Annotated in this window: 21 protein-coding genes; 1 reads left to right on the top strand and 20 read right to left on the bottom strand. The window is 62.1% G+C overall.

The features are described 5' to 3' along the window. Nucleotides 1-90: 90 nt before the first annotated feature. The 19 genes from CKW21_RS01315 to CKW21_RS01225 all read right to left on the bottom strand — a co-directional run bounded on the left by CKW21_RS01315 (nt 91) and on the right by CKW21_RS01225 (nt 17690). Nucleotides 91-1317: a beta-ketoacyl-ACP synthase gene (locus CKW21_RS01315; RefSeq protein WP_095192226.1), complete on the bottom strand. Its 1227-nt coding sequence runs from the start codon at nt 1315-1317 to the stop codon at nt 91-93. Continuing rightward, on the bottom strand, nt 1317-2045 hold the full coding sequence (fabG, locus tag CKW21_RS01310) for a 3-oxoacyl-ACP reductase FabG (protein ID WP_095192225.1): 729 nt from the start codon (nt 2043-2045) through the stop codon (nt 1317-1319). The genes CKW21_RS01315 and fabG overlap by 1 nt, the downstream gene beginning before the upstream one ends. Further along, nucleotides 2042-2515 (bottom strand): hotdog family protein, encoded by a 474-nt coding sequence (locus CKW21_RS01305; protein ID WP_095192224.1) that lies wholly within the window; start codon nt 2513-2515, stop codon nt 2042-2044. Before CKW21_RS01305 ends, fabG begins: the two co-directional genes overlap by 4 nt. Beyond that, complete coding sequence (locus tag CKW21_RS01300) at nt 2512-3708, bottom strand: beta-ketoacyl-[acyl-carrier-protein] synthase family protein (protein ID WP_095192223.1); 1197 nt, start codon at nt 3706-3708, stop codon at nt 2512-2514. Before CKW21_RS01300 ends, CKW21_RS01305 begins: the two co-directional genes overlap by 4 nt. Next, the gene (locus CKW21_RS01295) at nt 3705-4187 is read right to left on the bottom strand and encodes a hypothetical protein (protein ID WP_095192473.1); all 483 of its coding nucleotides are present in this window, start codon (nt 4185-4187) and stop codon (nt 3705-3707) included. Before CKW21_RS01295 ends, CKW21_RS01300 begins: the two co-directional genes overlap by 4 nt. Nucleotides 4188-4300: 113 nt before the next feature. Continuing rightward, complete coding sequence (locus CKW21_RS01290) at nt 4301-5548, bottom strand: NAD(P)/FAD-dependent oxidoreductase (protein WP_095192222.1); 1248 nt, start codon at nt 5546-5548, stop codon at nt 4301-4303. Next, on the bottom strand, nt 5535-6695 hold the full coding sequence (locus tag CKW21_RS01285) for a sodium:proton antiporter (protein WP_095192221.1): 1161 nt from the start codon (nt 6693-6695) through the stop codon (nt 5535-5537). Before CKW21_RS01285 ends, CKW21_RS01290 begins: the two co-directional genes overlap by 14 nt. Next, on the bottom strand, nt 6692-9031 hold the full coding sequence (locus CKW21_RS01280) for an MMPL family transporter (protein WP_095192220.1): 2340 nt from the start codon (nt 9029-9031) through the stop codon (nt 6692-6694). Before CKW21_RS01280 ends, CKW21_RS01285 begins: the two co-directional genes overlap by 4 nt. After that, nucleotides 9015-9713, bottom strand: coding sequence for an outer membrane lipoprotein carrier protein LolA (locus CKW21_RS01275; protein WP_095192219.1), 699 nt, complete (start codon nt 9711-9713; stop codon nt 9015-9017). The genes CKW21_RS01280 and CKW21_RS01275 overlap by 17 nt, the downstream gene beginning before the upstream one ends. Continuing rightward, nucleotides 9710-10135, bottom strand: a complete 426-nt coding sequence (locus tag CKW21_RS01270) for a thioesterase family protein (protein WP_095192218.1) — start codon at nt 10133-10135, stop codon at nt 9710-9712. The genes CKW21_RS01275 and CKW21_RS01270 overlap by 4 nt, the downstream gene beginning before the upstream one ends. Continuing rightward, nucleotides 10128-11672 carry a histidine ammonia-lyase gene (gene hutH / locus CKW21_RS01265; protein WP_095192217.1) on the bottom strand — a complete coding sequence of 515 codons (1545 nt, stop codon included), beginning with the start codon at nt 11670-11672 and terminating at the stop codon, nt 10128-10130. Before hutH ends, CKW21_RS01270 begins: the two co-directional genes overlap by 8 nt. Beyond that, complete coding sequence (locus CKW21_RS01260) at nt 11653-12594, bottom strand: glycosyl transferase (protein ID WP_095192216.1); 942 nt, start codon at nt 12592-12594, stop codon at nt 11653-11655. Before CKW21_RS01260 ends, hutH begins: the two co-directional genes overlap by 20 nt. Then, nucleotides 12591-13325, bottom strand: coding sequence for a glycosyltransferase family 2 protein (locus CKW21_RS01255; protein WP_095192215.1), 735 nt, complete (start codon nt 13323-13325; stop codon nt 12591-12593). Before CKW21_RS01255 ends, CKW21_RS01260 begins: the two co-directional genes overlap by 4 nt. Nucleotides 13326-13456: 131 nt before the next feature. Then, nucleotides 13457-15136, bottom strand: a complete 1680-nt coding sequence (locus tag CKW21_RS01250) for an acyl-CoA synthetase family protein (protein ID WP_095192214.1) — start codon at nt 15134-15136, stop codon at nt 13457-13459. Further along, nucleotides 15133-15678, bottom strand: coding sequence for a hypothetical protein (locus CKW21_RS01245; RefSeq protein WP_095192213.1), 546 nt, complete (start codon nt 15676-15678; stop codon nt 15133-15135). Before CKW21_RS01245 ends, CKW21_RS01250 begins: the two co-directional genes overlap by 4 nt. Then, complete coding sequence (locus CKW21_RS01240; protein WP_007992314.1) at nt 15675-15929, bottom strand: acyl carrier protein; 255 nt, start codon at nt 15927-15929, stop codon at nt 15675-15677. Before CKW21_RS01240 ends, CKW21_RS01245 begins: the two co-directional genes overlap by 4 nt. A gap of 9 nt (nt 15930-15938) precedes the next feature. Beyond that, nucleotides 15939-16199, bottom strand: coding sequence for a phosphopantetheine-binding protein (locus tag CKW21_RS01235; RefSeq protein WP_095192212.1), 261 nt, complete (start codon nt 16197-16199; stop codon nt 15939-15941). Continuing rightward, nucleotides 16180-16989: a 1-acyl-sn-glycerol-3-phosphate acyltransferase gene (locus tag CKW21_RS01230; RefSeq protein ID WP_095192211.1), complete on the bottom strand. Its 810-nt coding sequence runs from the start codon at nt 16987-16989 to the stop codon at nt 16180-16182. The genes CKW21_RS01235 and CKW21_RS01230 overlap by 20 nt, the downstream gene beginning before the upstream one ends. Next, nucleotides 16965-17690, bottom strand: coding sequence for a beta-ketoacyl synthase chain length factor (locus CKW21_RS01225; RefSeq protein WP_095192210.1), 726 nt, complete (start codon nt 17688-17690; stop codon nt 16965-16967). Before CKW21_RS01225 ends, CKW21_RS01230 begins: the two co-directional genes overlap by 25 nt. 356 nt (nt 17691-18046) lie before the next feature. Between CKW21_RS01225 and CKW21_RS01220 the strand changes: the two genes are divergently transcribed. Next, entirely contained in the window at nt 18047-18817 is a 771-nt protein-coding gene (locus tag CKW21_RS01220) for a ParA family protein (RefSeq protein WP_095192209.1), read from the top strand. Nucleotides 18818-18957: 140 nt separating this feature from the next. Here CKW21_RS01220 and trxC read toward each other — a convergent pair whose 3' ends face one another. After that, entirely contained in the window at nt 18958-19392 is a 435-nt protein-coding gene (gene trxC / locus CKW21_RS01215; RefSeq protein WP_095192208.1) for a thioredoxin TrxC, read from the bottom strand. Nucleotides 19393-19436 lie beyond the last annotated feature (44 nt).

Genomic DNA, 19436 nt, shown 5'->3' with positions numbered 1-19436 from the left:
AATACAGGCGACATTTCTGTTGACTGACCTACCGCTTTCGCGAGCAGGCTCGCTCCCACAAGGGATATACATCCCTCGGGGAAGTGTTTTTTACACCCAGCGCTTGAAGATCAACGACGTATTCACCCCGCCAAACGCAAAGTTATTGTTCATCACAAACTGATTGCTCATCTGCCGGAACTCGCCGCGCAGGTAGTCGAGTTTGCCGCAGTGCGGGTCGACTTCGTCGAGGTTGAGGGTGTGGGCGTAGAGGTCGCGGTTGAGCATTTCGATGCTGAACCAGGATTCCAGCGCACCGCAGGCACCGAGGGTGTGGCCGAGGAAGCTTTTCTGCGAGCTGATCGGCATGTGTTCGCCGAACAGGCTGCTGGTGGCCAGGGTTTCGGCGATGTCGCCTTGTTCGGTGGCGGTGCCGTGGCCATTCACGTAGCCGATGTCCGACGGTTTGAGCCCGGCGTCTTCCAGCGCCAGTTCCATGGCCCGGCGCATGGTGACTTGCTCCGGACGGGTGGTGTGCTGGCCGTCGGCGTTGCTGCCGAAACCGACGATCTCGGCATGGATGCGCGCGCCTCGGGCCAGGGCGTGTTCCAGCTCTTCGAGCACCAGCATGCCGCCGCCTTCACCGATCACCAGGCCATCGCGACCCTTGTCATACGGGCGCGGACTGCTTTGCGGGGCATCGTTTTTCAGGCTGGTGGCATAGAGCGCATCGAAGACCATGGCCTCGGTCGGGCACAGCTCTTCGGCGCCACCGGCGAGCATCAACGGCAGGCGCCCGAACTTGATGGCTTCGTAGGCATAGCCGATACCCTGGCTGCCGCTGGTGCAGGCGCTGGAGGTGGGGATCAGCCGGCCGGTAAGGCCGAAGAAGATGCTGATATTGGCCGCCGTGGTGTGCGGCATCATGCGCACGTAGGAGTTGGCGTTCAGGCCTTCGGCCACCGAGTTGAGCAGCATGTTGCCGAACGCCTTGATCTCGTCGGTGCTGCCGGTGGACGAGCCACAAGCAACGCCCATGCGCCCGTCCTTGATCGACTCGTCGCCCAACAGGCCGGCGTCGGCCAGCGCCATCTCTGCCGCACCCACGGCAAGCCGTGAGACCCGGCCCATGCTGCGCAGTTGCTTGCGGGTCCAGTGGCTCGGCACCTTGAAGTCATCGATGGGGCCAGCCAGGCGCGTGTTGAGTTCGGTGAAACGATCCCACTCATCCATCCGGCGGATGCCGCTGCGGTTGGCCGCGAAGTTGCCGGCGATGGTGTCCCAGTCGCTGCCCAGCGATGTGATGCCGGCCATGCCGGTGACGACGACGCGTTTCATCAACACAGGCCTCCATTGACGGCTAGTACCTGCCGGGTGATGTACGAGGCTTCCGCCGACATCAGGAAATTCACCGCGCCGGCCACCTCTTGCGGGGTGCCCATGCGCTGCGCAGGGATCATTTTCATCAGTTCTTCCACCGGCACGTTTTCATCGAGCATCGCGGTGTCGATCAGGCCGGGTGCGACACAGTTGACGGTGATTTTGCGCTTGCCCAGTTCGATCGCCAACGCCTTCGCTGCGCCGATCAGCCCGGCCTTGGAGGCGCTGTAGTTGACCTGGCCACGGTTGCCGATCAAACCGGACACCGAGGTGATGCAGACAATCCGCCCGGCGGCGCGACGACGGATCATCGGCATCATCACCGGGTGCAGCACGTTGTAGAAACCGTCGAGGTTGGTGCGCATCACCACATCCCAATCATCCTCGCTCAGCGCCGGAAAAGCACCGTCACGGGTCAGACCGGCGTTGAGTACCACGCCGTAATAGGCGCCGTGGGTTTCCACGTCAGCCTCCAGAATGGCTTTGCAGGCGGCACGGTCGGACACGTCGAATTGCAGGATGCGCGCCTTGCTTCCGAAGGCCTCGATTTCGCCCTGTACCGCCATCGCATCTGTCAGGCCGCTGCGGCAGTGCAGCACGATGTCATGTCCAGCCTGGGCCAGGCGCAAGGCAATGGCGCGGCCGATGCCACGGCTGGAACCGGTGACCAGTACGGATTCAGTCATGGCTGTGTTCCTTGTGTAGAACCTTGGGGTTCATGGAGATACTGAGCCGCCTGGGGCGGGCGATACACGTTCAGACGGGCGCTGGCGTGAATGCCAGGCGCATTGATGTGGCATTCGAACACGCCCATGCCGTTGTCGTCTTCCAGCGAGCGAATGCCGTGGATGGTCAGCTCGGTGCCGGCCGGGAAGCTTTCGACGTTGCATTCGAACTTGCGACTGCCGAGCAGGAAGCCAAGCTCTACCGCATCGCCACGCTGGCGTGCATGGCAACCGGCGAAGGCGGCAACGCTCTGGGCCATCAGTTCGATGCCGACCCAGGCCGGCAAACTGCCGTCCGGGTGGCTGAACAATCCGTCGGGTTTGACGGTGAGGCAGGTGTGAATCTGCTCCTCATCGAACGCCAGGATCCGGTCGATGAGGATCATGTCACCTGCGTGAGGGATCAGTTCGGCGAGCGGCCAGTCAATCATGGGGCGTCTCCGATAATCAGGCTGACGTTGTTGCCACCGAAAGCGAAAGAGTTGCTCATCAGGTAGCGAGGACCTGTGGACGTCAGGCGATCGGCCGGGGTCACCCATTTCAGGGCGGGCAACTCGGGGTCCGGTTGGCCGTCCCATACATGCGGCGGCAAAGCCTGTTCGCGGTTGCCTGCGCTCAGGCTCAACCAGCAGAACGCCGCTTCCAGCGCGCCAGCGGCGCCGAGGGTGTGGCCGGTCATGGGTTTGGTAGAAGAGCAGGGCACGTCGGTCGGGAACAACGCGGCCACTGCCTGACTTTCCATGGCGTCGTTATGCTGGGTGGCAGTGCCGTGCAGGTTCAGGTAACTGATTTGTTGCGGTTGCAGCCCGGCTCGGGTCAACGCCTTGCGCATCGCTTGCAGGGCTCCACGACCCGAGGGTTCCGGCGCGGAAATATGGTGCGCATCGGAGCTGGCACCGCTGCCGAGCAGAGCGATCGGATGATTGCCACCCGCCTGCTTGCTCATCAGGAACAGCACCGCCGCTTCACCGATGTTGATGCCGTTGCGATTCACTGAGAACGGGTTGCAGCGCTGATCGCTCACCGCTTCCAGCGCCGAGAAGCCATTGAGGGTCAATTTGCACAGGCTGTCGACGCCACCGCACAGCACCACGTCGCATACACCGAGGTCGAGCAGGCGTTGGGCGCTCATCAGTGCCCGGGCGCTGGAGGTGCAGGCGGTGGAAATCACATAGTCCGGACCGCTCAGTTGCAGCCAGTCGGCGAGGAAGCTGGCCGGCGCGCCGAGTTCCTGTTGCTGGTAATCATATTCGGCCGGGAACTGCTGCTCGCGGATGTAATGGGACAGGCCCTGGCTGGCTTCGTCGATGCCCGAAGTGCTGGTACCCAGGACGACGCCGATGCGGTCGCGGCCGTAGGTCTGGATCGCTTGGTCGATGTCCGGGCGAATTTGCAGGGCGGCTTCCATCAACAACCGATTGTTGCGGGTGTTTTGCCGGGACAGTTCGGCGGGAATCGCCACCAGTTCGCCACGCACCGCGCCCACCGGTAGCGAACGCTGCGCCACCCAGCCAGTTTCGCCACGCATGCCGGAGCAGTCGCCGGCATACAGGTTGCGCGCAACTTCTTGTTTGTCACGGCCCAGGGAGCAGATGATCCCCAGGGCATTCAGGTAGGCGGTCATGGTGCCTCCCCGCTCAGCGGCGTGACTTGGTATTTCGGGCCTTCGGGCAAGTTCAATTCAAAGCTCATCGGTTGTAAATAGCGCACGTCCCAGCGTGCGGGCAAGGAGCGTTGTGCGCCGTGTTGCCAGGCTTGCGGATAGTTGCCGGGCAATTCGTCCTGCGGGGTCAGCGCAAACAACAGCGCCGCGAACAGCTCCCGGGCTTCCGGGTTGGGCGGCAGCAGGCCATCAGCCTGCCATGCTCCATCCACCAGTTTCTGACGCGCCTGTGGAATGCCCAGCAGGTCCATCATCGACCAGCGAATGGCCGGGCCTTCACGCTGGATCACCAGCACCCAGTCCTGGCGCTGTTCGGCTTGCAGTCGCTGGATATGCAATTGCAGCGGCAACGACAGGCTCGGGGTTTGCTCGGGCAGCGGTGCCTGGCTGGCGCAGGCGCTCAGTAGCAGAACACAGCCCAGAAGCAAAAATCGCAGAATACTCGGAACCCTTGTGGGAGCGAGCCTGCTCGCGAAGAGGGCATCACATCCAACATCACTGTTGAAGGATGCACCGCTTTCGCGAGCAAGCCCGCTCCCACAGGTTGAATAGCTCATGTGGCATCCCTTGCACAGAGTTCCGAGATCATTTTCAAGCGACGCCTGGCCTCGCTGACGAACGGGTTGCGTTCGTCCCAGGCGTAGCCGGCCAGGATCGAGCTGATCATGCGACGGATTTCCGGCGAGCCGCCCTCATGGTAAATCACGTCCTGGAAGGTCCCGGCGTACCAGCCTTCGACGTAGCAACGGAAGGTGTCGACGCCGCGCTTGAGTGGTTCGGCGAACTCTTTTTGCCAGTCGACGGCTTCGCCTTGCAACTGGCGGTGCAGCACCCCGGCGGCCATGCTCGCCGAACGCATGGCGATGGTGACGCCGGAGGAGAACACCGGATCGAGGAATTCCGCGGCGTTGCCCAGCAGCGCAAAACCCGGCCCGTGCAGGGTTTTAACGTTGGCTGAGTAACCGCCGATGGTGCGCGCTGGTGTATCCCACACGGCATTGTCCAGTACGCCGGCCAGGCTTGGCGTCTCGGCAATGAAACCGCGCAGGCAGTCGTCCAGATCGTCGCTACGGCCCTCGAAGTGTTCTTTTGCCGCGACCACACCTACTGAGCATCTCCCATTGCTGAACGGGATGGTCCAGAACCAGATATCGCGGTGGATCGGATGGGTGGTGATGAGGATCTTGGTGCGGTCGAAATTCGGCTGGTCGATATGGTCTTCGACGTGGGTGAACACCGCCTGGCGCACCGGGAAGTTCGACGGTGCTTCGAGGTCGAGCAGGCGTGGCAGCACGCGACCGTAACCGCTGGCGTCGAGCATGAAATCGGCCTCGACACGATATTCGCTGCCATCTTCGCGACGCACGCCAAGTCGCGGTTTGGCGTGTTCGAAATCGACGCTGACGATGGCTTCGCCGTAACGGATCTCCACGCCTTGCAGTGTCGCTTGATCGGCCAGCAACTGGTCAAAATCGGCGCGCTGGACCTGGAAGGTCGTCGGCTTGCCGTGGGTGAAGGTGTCGCCGAAATCGAAGGCGCTGTACCGCTCGCCCCAGGCAAACGCGGCGCCGGTCTTGAGCTGAAAACCGGCGGCGTTGACAGCGTCGAGCATGCCCGCTTCTTCGACGAAATCCAGGCAATGGGACAACAGGCTTTCACCGATGGAAAAGCGTGGGAAATGCTGACGCTCGATGACCAGCACATCGTGTCCCTTGCGTTTGAGCAGCGCGGCGGCGATGGCACCCGAAGGGCCTGCGCCGATGACCACGATCCGGCGATGTTCCATTTCAACGGTTGGCATGAGGGCTCCTTGCCGGGACGGCAGCTTTCAGGGGAATCCGGTGCATGCCGGCCAGTACCGGCAGCAATGTGGCGATCAGGCCCATCAGCATCAGCGCAAAGTACAGCGCCGGGCTGATGAGCTGTTGTTGCAGCAGCAGGTTGAGAAAGACGATCTCGCTCAAGCCGCGAATGTTCAGCAGCACACTTTCCCGCCAGCGACTGGCGCCCTGGAACGAGGCGCCGGCCCAGCCCAGGCCGAGCCAGTTGCCCAGCAGTTTGCTGGCAATCGGCAACAGCAGCAGCGCCGCCAATTGCACCCAGCCGAGGCTGTCCATGGCGCTGTGCACGTTGATTTGCACGATGCCGAAGGTGAGGATCAACGGAATGGCCATGTAGGTCTGCAAGCGGCTCATCCAGATCGCCGGCAGCGGCAGTACCAGCGGTGCTTTCAGTGCGGCCATGATCAGCACATAACCGATGCCGAAAATCAGCGCATTGAGCTTGTAGTGTTCGGCCACCACCAGCAGGGCGAAAAAGCCCAGGCTGTACAGCCACAGTTGGCGCAGGCCCAGCAGTCTCAGCAGCACCGGAAGACAGGCGCCGGCCAGTGGCAGTAACAGACTGCTCAGGTGCAGGGTGCCTTGGGCGACGGCGAACAGGCTCCAGCAAGTGAGGTCGATGAGGATCGCGGTCTGCACCAGCCGCCGAGTGGCGGCGGGCGGATAATCGATATGCCGCAGGTACAGGTACAGCACCGGGATCGCGGTAATGGCGAACAGCAAGCCTACCGCCAGGGAGCTGATCCAGGGCTGCGGCGGCAACAGCCAGATCGCCGTGGCAAGGCCGCAGGCGAACGGAATGCAGAAGCTCGGCAGGGCGATTTTCAGGCTCTGGCGGTCCAGGTGCAGGTCGATCACGTCGCTGAGGATGTAACCCAGCAACAGCGCGAAACTCAAGCTGTAGAGGTTCTTCAGCCAGAGCGGCGACACCAGCGCCGCGCCGCTCAACTGCCATTGCGGTTCGATCCAGAAATACATCAGCAGCGGCAGGCCGACGGTCGCCAACAGCAGCTGGCTGACGATCGGGATCAGGCCGAAGTGGCGACCGACTCGTGTCGCTACGGCAAACAGGGTCAGGGCCATTACCCAAAACAGGGCGATCATCATGCTGTCGGCTCCGCGACCGTGGCCGCATGCACCTGGCGACCGGCCCAGGGGGCCAGCATGAAGCTGAACACCAGGCCCAGGCTGACCGACAGGCCGAAGTTACTCACCGCCGGCGTGCTCGACACCGCCAGCAGGCCGAACGACAGCCAGGTGGTCAAAGCCGCCAGCAAGGTGCCCAGCAGGCTCACGGCCGCGCCGCCCACCTGTTCACGCATGAGGATCGCATAGTCGACGCTGATCGCCGTCACCAGCAGCAGGCCGAACAGGCTGAACAGGGTCAACGGTTGCCCCAGCCAACCGAGGCTGGCGAGGCTGCACAATGCAGCCAGCAATGGCAGGGAGACGATGCGCAACGCCCCGCCGAAGCCGAACGGCAGGATCAGCACCAGCACAATGAGTACGCAGGACGCGAGTTTCAGTTCGGCGGCACTGATTTGCGTGTCAGCGAACACTTTGTTCAATTCACCCAGCCGATCCACCAACTGCACGCCCGGCAAGTCTTCGGCCTGGACCCGCAGCAGGGCAGGGTTGTTCAGGCCTTGCAGGCTGACCATCGCCGCCACGCCATCCGCGGTCGGTCCCAGCCACAACAGGCGATAAGGCTCGGCCAGGGGGCCGGCCAGCGCGGCGTCGATGTCTTCGATGGGCAGTGCCTGCAACGTCTTCAGCTCCGCCTGCAGTGCCTCGACCGGCACGCCGACATCGAGCAACGGCTGCCAGAACTTCGGCAGTTTGCCCAGCGCTTCGCGCACCTGCTGCTGTTCGCTCGGCTGATTGACCAGTTGATTGAGCGACAGGAAACCCTGGAGTTTTTCCAAGTTGACCAGTTGATCCAGGCGTTCGCTCAAGGCGGACTGACGTTCAAGCAATTGCTGTTGATCGGTCGCCTGCACCAGGAAGAACTGGCTGGTGGGTTGATAACCGGTAATCCGCGCAATGGTTTGCGCCTCGTCAGTCAATTGCTGCGGTGCGCCGACCCATTGGCGGATGTCATTTTTCGTTTCCAGTTGCACCAGACCACCGATGCAGAAGGCAATCAGCAGCGCCAGCAACACCGGCGTATGCAGGCGCTTGAGCAGTGCTTCCCGACAGCTCAGCAACGACTCCGAAATGCGTAGCGGCCACTGTGCCGGACGCAGTTCCACACCCTTGAGCAATGCCGGCAGCAGGCACACGGCAGACAAATAGGCACCCAACAGGCCGGCGGCGGAGAACACCGCGATCTGGGTCAGTGCGGGGAATGGCGTCCAGGCCAGGGCCAGGTAGCCAATGGCGCTGGTGATCAGGCTCAGGGTCAGGCCCGGCAAGGTCAGGCGCAGGGCCGGCCAGCTGTGCCAGGGCTTCAGGCTCCAGCTCTTGGACAGGTAATGCAACGGGTAATCGACGGCGACGCCGATCAGGCTTGAACCCAGCACCAGGGTCATCACATGCATGCGGCCGAACAGCGCCACGCAAGCCACCGCGCCGAACAGCATGCCCACCAGCACCGGGACGAAGGCCAGCAGCACGCGCCAGCGACGGAAGGCCAACAACAGCAGCAACAGAATCCCGACCGTGGCTCCGCCGCCGACCCAGGTCATTTCGCGGGAGGCCTGCTTCTGACCGTTGGCGGCATACAGCAGGCCGCTGGCCGCCAGCAGCTGCACGCCGGACTCGGCAGCTTCTTCGCGGCTGTGCTGGAGCAGGTCGGCCACTTGCAGCGGCAGGTTCATGTCGAAGGCGTTGCCGGTGGTCCGCGCGCGCAGCAGTACCCAATGTTTGCCGTCGGCCTGGGCAATCAAGGCGCCGCTGCCGATGTCCAGCTGCACCGCGCCGTGTTGCGGCTGGCTGTTCTGGATGCGCCCGGTCAGGCCCAGCCAGTCGTCCTGGCTCGGCACCAGGCTGAAACCGGTGAAGGGGTCGAACAGTGCCTGCACCCGTTGCTGAATGAAGGCGTCGGGATGCTCGATCAGTTGCTGGCGATCTGGCGCCGACAGCATCGCCAATCGGCCTTGCAGCAGCTGCGTGCGCAGCGCCGGCAAATCGGCTTGCAGGTTCCACTGGACCTTTTCGAACAGGCCGCTGGCCTGCCACTGATCCCCCAGTTTCTGCGCCATGTTGATGGCTTGTTCACGATGTTCATGGCCGACCAGCACCAGCATTTCGCGGTTCAGCGGTTCTTGCATGCGTTGTTCGGCGCGCAGCTCCAGGGCGTCCGGCGCGGTGCCGGGTACCAGTTCCATCAGGTTGGCCGACAACGGGGCGCCGTCGCGCCATTGCCAGCCCGCGAGCGCCAGCACTGCCAGCAACAGGATCAGGAATAACCGCGGAAGCATCCGTTCACTCGGCAAAGTCATGTTGCTCCGCGTCGCTCAACGGTTGTGCGCTGGTGCTGTCCTGCATGCGCAACAGGGTGCTGTCACCCTGGGTTTCCAGCAATTCGATGCTGTGCACCAGTTCACCGCCGGTGATGTTGATCTGGTTGAACACCTGCTTGAGCAGCATTGAGCGTGGCACCAGTGTCAGTTTCCAGTTCTGTGGGTCACCACTCAGTGACAGCTCGAAATCCCGTTGCAGCCCGCTGCTGTCACCTTGCAACACGGCGAGGAACAAACGGTTCTGCTCGGCACCGGCGCTCTTGCCCGGCAGCATCTTCCAACCGCTGGCATCACGTCGTGCGATGCCCTTGGTGGTGATGCGGTAATCCTGTTGCAGCGGCGTTTTCAACAGCCACAACAAACCCTGGTTTTTTGCCAGGACGAAGGAGCCCTTGCTGGTCAGCGGCTGGGGCAGGGCGCGCAGGTGTTTCTCCTGGACGAAGCTGCCGTGGATAACTTCGGGTCTGGCCAGCTGATCGCTGAGCTGTTGCAGATCGAAGGCATGGGCCAGCCCTGGAATACCCAGCAACACACAAAACACTGTGGGAGCGAGCCTGCTCGCGAAAAACCTGAGAACGCCACGGGGTGTCAGGTGCCCAGCATCATCGTTATCGACCATCGCGAGCAGGCTCGCTCCCACAGGGAAGTGGCGGGCATTCATGAGAGCACCCGTTCGACGGCGTCGGTGAAGACCTTCGGCGAAGCCAGTTGCATCTCGCGGCTGCCCATGTCGACGGCGACTTGCACGGAAACGGCGCGGGTCAAGCGTTCGCCGGTTTCCAGGTCGCTGATCAGGTAGTTGATCTTCAGTCTGTTCTCCCACTCCACCAGATTGGCGCGCACGTTCAGCTTCTGACCGAACACCGCGCCCCGCACGTAGCGCAGTTGCAGGTCGATCACCGGCCAGGCGTAGCCCGATCCGGACATGGCGCTGTAGTTGTGGCCGATCTTGTCCAGCAACGCACAGCGGGCGATTTCCAGGTATTTGACGTAATGGCCGTGCCAGACGACGTTCATGCTGTCGACGTCAAAGAACGGCACGAGGATTTCCGTATCGGTGTGGAGCACTCCCTTGCTACGCATGCAACCTCCAGTGTTGTTCGGCGATGCGTTGCAGGCACAGGCGCAATTCGCCTTCCAGCGCGCGGTCTTCGATGACCGGCGGGAAGTCTTTGGCCAACTCTTCGTGCATGGCGGCCAGCGCTGGCGGCAACGGGCGTGAGTCTGCAGACTGTTCACGTAGCCAGACGCCCTGATTGGCGGCCAGCAGCGTGGCGGCGGCGACCTGTTCGGTCAGTTCCAGCACGCGAATCGCATCACGGGCGGCGATGGTGCCCATGCTCACCTTGTCCTGGTTGTGACACTCGGTGGAACGCGAGAACACGCTGGCCGGCATGGTGTTTTTCAGCGCTTCGGCGGTCCATGCACTGGCGCCGATCTGCACCGCCTTGAAGCCGTGATTGAGCATGGCCCGCTCGGCGGAGGCACTGGACAGGTTGCTCGGCAAACCATGGTTGTAACGCTCGTCCACCAGCAGCGCGAGCTGGCGATCGAGCAGGTCGGCGACGTTGGCCACGAGGTTTTTCAGGCTGTCCATGGCGAAGGCGATGTGGCCGCCATAGAAGTGCCCGCCGTGCAGCACGCGCTCGGCCTCGGCGTCGATGATCGGGTTGTCGTTGGCGCTGTTGAGCTCGGTTTCAATGAACGCACGCAGCCAGTTCAGGCTGTCGGCCAGCACACCGAGGACGTGGGGCGCACATCGCAGGGAGTAGCGGTCCTGCAGGCGATGCAACGGCGCGGTCGGTGCGTCGATCGCCAGGTCCTTGCGCAACCACGCGGCGACCTGCATCTGCCCCGGATGGGGTTTAGTGGCGAACAGACGCTCGTCGAAGTGCTCCGGGTTACCCTGCAGGGCAACCACGTTCAGCGCGGTGATGCGGGTCGCCAATTGCAGCAGGTAGTCGGCGCGGGCGTAGGCCAGGCAGGCAAGACCGGTCATCACCGCCGTGCCGTTCATCAGCGCCAGGGCTTCCTTCGGACGCAGCACCAGTGGTTGCCAGCCGAGTTCGCGATGCACATCGGCGGCCTGACGGCGTTCGCCACGGAACATCACTTCGCGTTCGCCGGACAGGGTCGCGGCGACATAGGACAACGGCGTCAGATCGCCGCTGGCACCGACCGAACCTTCTTCCGGAATCAGCGGCAGGATGTCGTGTTCAAGGAACGCTTGCAGGCGCTCCAGCAGCTCCACGCGCACCCCGGAAACACCGTGGCACAACGACTGCAACCGCGCCGCCAGTACCGCGCGGGTCGCCTGGGCGTCGAGCAGTTTGCCCAGCCCGCAGCCGTGGAAGGTGTAGAGATGACGCGGCAGTGCCTCGACGTGATGCAGCGGCACCGCCACCACGCAGGAATCGCCGTAACCGGTGGTCACGCCATAGATCACGCCTTCCTTGTCCAGCAGGGAATCGAGGAAGCGTGCGCCCTTGGCGATGCGCTCGCGGTACGCGGGGTCGCTTTGCAGCTGCGTGGGGGCCTGGCGGTTGGCCAGGGCCAGCACGTCTTCGATGCGCAAAGGGAGTTCGCCGAAGGTTACCGGCTCAAGCGTTGGCGTCGTCATCGGTCTTCCAGAAAGGGTAAAAGTTGAACCATTGTTGGGGCGCTTCGAGGCAATAGTGACTCAGGCGCCCGGCATATCGGGATGCCCACTGATGAATGACCTGCTCGCGGTCTCCGCGTTTCCAGGTGATCGCCTCAGCGAACGGCTCCAGAGTCAGTCGATAACCGCCGTCGGGTTTCTTCAGGCACAGCAGCAGATTGACCGGGCATTTCAGCAGGCCGGCCAGCAGCCACGGCCCTTGCGGAAATTTCGCCGGGTGCCCCAGGAAATCCACGGTCACGCTACGCCCGCCATGCAGCGGCACGCGGTCGCCGGCAATCGCCAGCCACTCGCCGCGCTCCAGGCGTTCGTGCAGTTGCAGCATGATCACCGGGTCCAGTTCGCTGACCTGAATCAGGCGCAGATTGGTGGCACCGGCTTCGCCCAGCAAGCGATTGAATTGTTCGGCGTGCTTGGTGTGCACCAGCACGTTCATCGTCACCTTCTCACCGATCTCCGCCAGCGCGCGGCAGACTTCCAGGTTGCCCAGGTGCGCACCCACCAGCATCTGTCCGCGGGTGCCGCGCAACTGGTTGCGCAACAGCGCCGGGTCGATGATCTCAATCTGTTCGATGCTCAGCTTGCCGTTCCATACGTCGAGCTTGTCGAGCATGGAGTCGGCGAAGGCCATGAACTGGCCGAATACCCGCCAATGGGTCGGACGCAGTTCGCTGCGGCCGCTCCAGTCAGCAAGCCGCTGCTGGTACTGCCAGGCGCTGTGACGGGCGCCGCGACCGAACAGGAAAAAGTACAACACGATGCCGTACAGCAACGGGCTCAACAGCCGGCGACCGAGGACTTTGGCGGCGAACGCCGTGAATTTCATCAGCCAGAAGCTGCCGCGTTCCTCGCGGTCGGCCCAATGTTGCTTGTCGACGTTCATGTTCGCCACCGCCGCCAGAGAATCAGGGGCGAGCGCAGCAGCATGCCGAAGAACAACCGGGTGTGCATGCTCGAAATCAGCACGTTGTCGTGGAACATGCGGAAATGCGAAACGCCGTCCAGAGGGTAGTGAACTCGGGTTTGCAGCCATTGCATCGGCTGATCGCGCCAGGCCAGGCGCACCAGGATGTCCGAATCGAAATCCATGCGCTTGCCGATCTTCGCGGTGTCGATCAGCGCCAGTACCGGCGGCAACGGATAGACACGGAAGCCGCACATGGAGTCGCGGATCTGCAGCGACAGGGTATTGATCCAGACCATGACGTGGGTCAGGTAGCGGGCATACAGGCGACCTTTGGGCACACTGGCGTCGTACTGCGGATAGCCGCAGATCACAGCCTCGGGATAAGCGCGGGAGTGGTCGATGAAACGTTGGACGTCTTGCAGGTCGTGTTGACCGTCAGCGTCCACCTGCAAGGCGTGGCTGAAACCCAGGCGCGAGGCTTCACGCAGGCCGGTCATCACCGCACCACCCTTGCCCTGATTGGCGGCCAGGCGGATCAAGTGCGCCTTGTCGCGCTGGGCCAGTTGATCCAGGACCGTGGCGCAGGGCTTATCGCTGGCGTCGTCCACCAGAATGCACGGCAGACCGCTGGCGAGCAGTGCCTCGACCACGGTGGTGATCGCGGTTTCGTGGTTATAGACCGGGATGACGGCGCAGGGGTTATGCATTTTGGGGTACACCTGTGAAACCGAGGTGTCTGCTTCGCGAGCAGGCTCGCTCCCACACTGAACGGGTGAGCACCGCAGTCTCCCTGTGGGAGCGAGCCTGCTCGCGAATGAGTGCGCAGCACTCACCAAACCTATGCATGTACTGTCTCCAGCAGAATCCGCCCACTGGAGCAGGTAGCGGTTTCATTGCGATAGGCGAAATACAGTTTGTTGCGGCTCGGGTCGAAGCGCAGGTGCAATTGCACTTCATCACCGGGACGCACCAGTTGCTGGAACTTCAGCACTTCCATGCCGGCGAATTTTGCCGGCAGGTTCATCAATTGCTGGCCCAGGCTCAATGCCCACTCCACTTGCACCACGCCCGGCAGCACCGGCGCTCGGGGGAAGTGGCCACTGAAATAGGCCAGGTCCGGTGGCACGGCCAGTTGCAGGCTCCACTCGCCCTCGGTTTCGATCTGTTCCAGCACCAGTGGCGCCTTGGGGCGCGGCGCCAGCAGCAGGGCTTCGACATCGGCTTGGGGCAGTTTGCCTTGAGCGTTCAGCGGCAGTTGCCGTAGCAAACGCCAGCGCCGTGGCAGGGCCAGGGCTTCGCAGTGTTGGCTCAGATGTTGGCGCAAGGTCTCAGTGAGGCCGCGTCGGCCTTGGTTGCGCAGGGCATGCAACCCCGCTTCGCTGAGTACCAGCAGCGCCCCCAGTGAGGCGCGGTTTTCCTGAACGACACCCAGCCGCGCTTCGGCGACCCAATCATGAGCCGTCAGCGCCTGCTCCAGCATTGGCAGCGAGATACGTTTTTCTTCCAGTTTGACGATCCGGTCCAGCCGCCCGAGCAATTCGAATCGGCCATCAGGGGCGATTTTCGCTGCATCGGCGGTGTGTTCGACATGGCCGGCGGGCAAGTAGGGCGAGGTGATGAGCAGAGCGCCGTCTTTGTCCTGGCTCAGCGCGACATCGGCGAAGGGTTGCCACAGATCGTGCCCCTGACGCCATGCAATGCCACCGGTCTCCGAACTGCCGAAAATTTCGGTCGGCCATTGATGCAGGCGCTCGTGCAGGCTCTGTGCGGCCTCGGCTGGCAATGCGCCGCCGGATGAAAACACCCGACGCACCGTGCTCAAGGCCCGCCAGTCGAGGTTGTCACCCATCCGTTTGAGCAGCGCCGGGCTGGCGACCCAGGCGAAGGCCGGGTGCAAACGGCTGGCGCGTTGCAGGTCTTCCGGAAAGGCCAATTGCTTGCGCACGAACGGGCGCCCGGCGCAGAGCGGCCAAAGTACCCGAAACAGCAGGCCGTAAATGTGTTGGGTGGCGACGCTGCCAATGATGCACGCCGGGCCCAGGTCGGCGCCCCACAGTTGCTCCAGGGCTTCGACTTCATTGATCAGTTGGCGCAGGTTTTTCTCGATGCGCTTGGGTTCGCCGCTGGAGCCGGAGGTGCACAGGCTCAGGGAACAGCGATCCAGATCCAGTGCCGCAGCGGCCAGTGGCGGGTACTGGAAATCGTCCAGACGGGCGTCATCGGGTTGATCGGTGAGCCACAGGTCGACTTCGCCCGACCAGCGCTGGCGAGTCTGGGCTTGCAGGTCGGCCGGCAACAAAACGCTGACCCCGGCACGCCACGCGCCGAGCAGGGCAATCGCCAGGTCGACGGCGTCCTCAAGGTGCACGGCGATGCGCTGCACGCCTTTGGCTTGCAGGCCGGCGGCCAGGCTCAGGACCTGTTCGCACAGTTGTGCGTGATTCAGCGCCGGTTCGGCCGTTACGACACGCTCCGGCTGAGCCTTGAGCAACAAGTGCTCAAGTTTTATCCAATTCATGGGTGGCCTCGTACCCTTTGTCGTATGAGCCATTCAATGGCAAACATCAGGCCTATCAATCCGTAGGAAATCAGGCCGGTGTACAACATCCACCAGCTCAGCGGCGCCCAAAGCGTCAGGGCGGCCGCGCACAAACCGTTGCACAGAAAAAACACGCTCCAGGCGATGGTCACCTGGCGGGTATATCGAATGCCCTTGGCCGGTAGATGCGGTTCACGCAGGCGGGCCAGGCGTTCAACCATCGGTGTGCCGTAGATCAGACTCACGCCGAACAGCACCAGCATGAAACCGCTGATCAGGACCGGGTACCAGCGCAGCAATACCGGGCTATCGAACAGCGCCAGCAACAGACAGAACACGATGGCCACCACGGCCATCCACAGACTGCCCGGTCGCCGCCGTCCGGTCAGTGCTCGCGCCAGCCACAGGCTGCCCAGCAGCAAACCGAACTGCCATGGCGCGAAATGTTCCATGCCGAAATACACCGCGAAGGGGTACAGCAGGCCTGCCAGCAGCAGGCCGAGGCCGATCAGTCGGCTCATGCGGCGGGTTGAACCAGACGGTAGACGGCCTCGACCACGTCACTGACGGTACGCACCGATTTGAATTCCTCGGCGGCGATTTTCTTGCCGGTCTGACGTTTGATGTGATCGATCAGGTCGACCGCATCAATGCTGTCGATTTCCAGGTCCTGGTACAGGTTGGATTCGAGGCTCACGCGCTCGGGGTCCAGTTCGAACAGCTCGACCAAGGCATCGCGCAGTGTGTTGAAAATGTCGTCACGAGTTTGCATGGTCCGGTCTCAAGCTGCCTGTTTTGCAGTGACGAACGCCGCAAGGCTCGCCACGTTGCTGAAGTGATTGCGAGTGTCCTTGGCGTCGGCATCGATTTTGATGCCGTACTTTTTCTGGATGGCCAGGCCCAGTTCAAGGGCGTCCACCGAGTCAAGGCCCAGGCCTTCGCCAAACAGGGTCTGTTGATCACCGATGTCGTCGGCACTGATGTCTTCGAGGCCGAGGGCTTCGATGATCAGATCTTTTATTTCACGGTTCAGATCGCTCATCTTCGGCGAGCTCCTTGATGAAGAAAGAATGCAAATAGTCGTTGAGCTTGCGCGAGGCCTGAGGTGCCGGGCCCAGCGCGGCGAAGACCTGTGGGTCTATATCGGCACCGACACGGAAACTGAAGTGCACGCGGCGTTTCGGGATCCGATACCAGGGCTCGGCCTTGGTCAGTGTGGTCGGGCTGACCTTGATGATCACCGGGGTGAGGATTTTCGCACCCCGCACGGCAATTGCCGCGGCCCCCCGATGAAAGGCCGGCGCCTGCCCTGGCCGGGTGCGGGTGCCTTCGGGAAAGATGATCAGGGTCTGGCCGTTTTTCAGGGCATCGGCGGCGGCATCGAGCATGTCCATGCTGCCGTCGTTGCTGATGTATTCGGTACGGCGCAGGGGGGCGCGGGTAAACGGGTTCTCCCAGAGGCTCTGCTTGACCACGCAGTTGGCGTGGCGCACCAGGCCGATCAGGAACACCACATCGATCAGCGAAGGATGATTGGCGATGATCATCTGCCCGGGTCGTCCCAGTTTTTCCGCGCCCTGGATGTCGTAGGTCAGGACACCGACGCGAGCCATGAACCGGACAAAAAACCAGAAGCAGCGACTGACGGTTTGCCGTGCGCGCAACCGATGGGTCTGGGCATCGCCCGGCAGGCAGCTCAGCAAAGGGAAAACCACCAGGCGCAGGCACAGCCCGCCCAGCCCGAACAGGGCGAAGCTTGCGGCGGTGGCCAGCAGGCGCCAGTAATAGACGTCGCGGTTTTTTTCGGTCACGGGTTGCGTTGCCAGGTCCATACACGATTTTTCCAGGCATGTTGGCAAGTGGTTTGCTGGCCAAGCAACGTACGCACCAGATTCAGCGCGTGCGGCCAACGGGGTTTGGACAACGCATCCGCGGGGCTGTTCAGGGACAACTGCCAGTCATTGCCGGGCGTGATCAGCAGGCCTACGGCATAAGGAAAAGGTACGTCGTCGATCCAGGTCGAGTAAGCCTCGGGCGGTTGTTCTTCGGTCACTACCAACAATACCGCGGGTGCGCCTTCCTTGAGCAGGGCTGCGGCTTCCAGCATGCCGTGTTCCAGGCCATCACCGGCAGCGGCGAGGGCGGTCATTTCGCTGGTTTCGCCGCGCATGATCGACCATAGGCCAATGATCGCGTTATGTACTGAAAGGCTGAATTGGGTCGGCGACAGCGGCTCGTCGACGGCCAGATCGCTGAGAATGTCGAACGTGCGGGGGGTTTCGCCGTGACGGGAAACAAATACCAGTGGCAGGTCCTGACGGCCCTCGGCCAAAGGCCAGCCGACACTGAACGCCATCCGCGCCAGACGGCTGAGGCGCCGGCGTTGCATGGCGGGCAGGAACGAAACGTCGGGAGCGGCATCGCTGACCGGCAGCACCACCGGTTGTTGGCTCCAGGCCTGCCAATCGTCCACGCTTTCGAGCCCCGGGGCCCACGCGCGCCACTGGGCGATGTTGAAATTGATCACAGACATTCATCCCGCCCCTGCGGGCTTCTTGACGCGGTGAGTGGGAGAAGACCACGACTCACTCTACGTGGCGCCTGGCGCCGTGTGGTGCGCATTATCCCGGTGCCGGGAACGTGTAGCAAATGCTGGTTACATTTTGAACAGTAAGATGTACCGGTTAGTTCGCGAAAACCGCACATTTGACAATTATTCACATCGCTATCGGCCCGTCTGTCGGCTCTGGCGCAAGCCCATGCCCCGGGTTTGCCGCATATTTGGCGGGAGATTGCCCCTGACCCTGTAGTCCCTGTGTCAGCGAGGTAGCTAAGCCATGCCGTGGGCTACTACACTCGGTCATTCTTTGATACACGGAGGTTTTTCACATGCGGCGCGTGGTGTTCAATCAGAAAGGTGGCGTGGGCAAATCCAGCATTGCCTGCAATCTGGCGGCGGTCAGCGCCAGCGAGGGCTATCGCACCCTGTTGGTGGATCTCGATGCCCAAGCCAACTCCACTCAATACCTGACGGGACTCACTGGCAATGATATTCCGATGGGTATTGCCGATTTCTTCAAGCAGACCCTGTCGTCCGGGCCTTTCGCCAGGAAAAACCAGGTCGACATCTACGAAACTCCATTCGATAACCTCCACGTCATCACCGCGACGGCTGAGCTCGCGGACTTGCAGCCCAAGCTTGAGGCCAAGCACAAGATCAACAAGCTGCGTAAATTACTGGAAGAACTCGACGAAGATTACGATCGAATCTACCTTGATACGCCGCCTGCACTGAATTTTTACGCGGTTTCGGCGCTGATTGCCGCCGATCGTGTGCTGATCCCTTTCGATTGCGACAGTTTTTCTCGTCAGGCGCTTTACGGCCTGCTAGCGGAAATTGACGAATTAAAGGATGACCATAACGAAGGCCTGGAAGTCGAAGGCATCGTGGTCAACCAGTTCCAGGCTCGCGCCAGCCTGCCCCAGCAAATTCTCGACGAATTGATCGCCGAAGGTTTGCCGGTGCTGCCGGTGTACCTGGGCAGTTCTGTGCGTATGCGCGAATCCCACCAGGCCAACACACCGTTGATCCACCTCGACCCGCGGCACAAGCTGACGCAACAGTTCGTCGAACTGCACAACCTGCTGGAAAACGCCTGATCATTGCGGTCTATGCAGAACCCATGTGGGAGCGAGCCTGCTCGCGAAATCGGTATTACAGACAAATCAATGTTGACTGACGCACCGTATTCGCGAGCAGGCTCGCTCCCACATTGATCCGGTAGCGTCTGAAATCGTCGTCAAATCCCCTGACTACGCAACCAACTCATCAATTGCGGCAACGGGAAGGCCCCACTCTGGCGTGCGATTTCCCGTCCGTTCTTGAACAGAATCAGGCTCGGAATCGAGCGAATCCCCAATTGCGCCGACAACTGCTGATTCGCCTCGCTGTCCAGCTTGGCCAGTCGACACTTGCCCGCCAATTGCCCGGCCGCCTGCTCGAATATCGGTGCAAACGACTTGCACGGCCCGCACCAATCCGCCCAAACGTCCACCAGCAGAGGCAGATCACCCTTGATCTGACTGGCGTAGTCACCCTGTTTCAGTTCGAAGGGTTTGTTCAGCAGCACCTCGGACTTGCAACGACCGCATTTTGGGTGGTCGTTGAGGCGCTCGGCGGGAATGCGGTTAAGGCCGTTGCAGTGGGGGCAGGGGATGAGGAATGGGTCTGACATGAAAGACGGTCCAATGAGAAGCGGGTAGTCCTTATCTGGAGACA

Source organism: Pseudomonas sp. Irchel 3A7 (assembly GCF_900187565.1).
Lineage (GTDB): Bacteria > Pseudomonadota > Gammaproteobacteria > Pseudomonadales > Pseudomonadaceae > Aquipseudomonas.
Note: the sequence above shows the minus strand (reverse complement) of the source record. Positions and strands in the feature narration are given on the sequence as shown.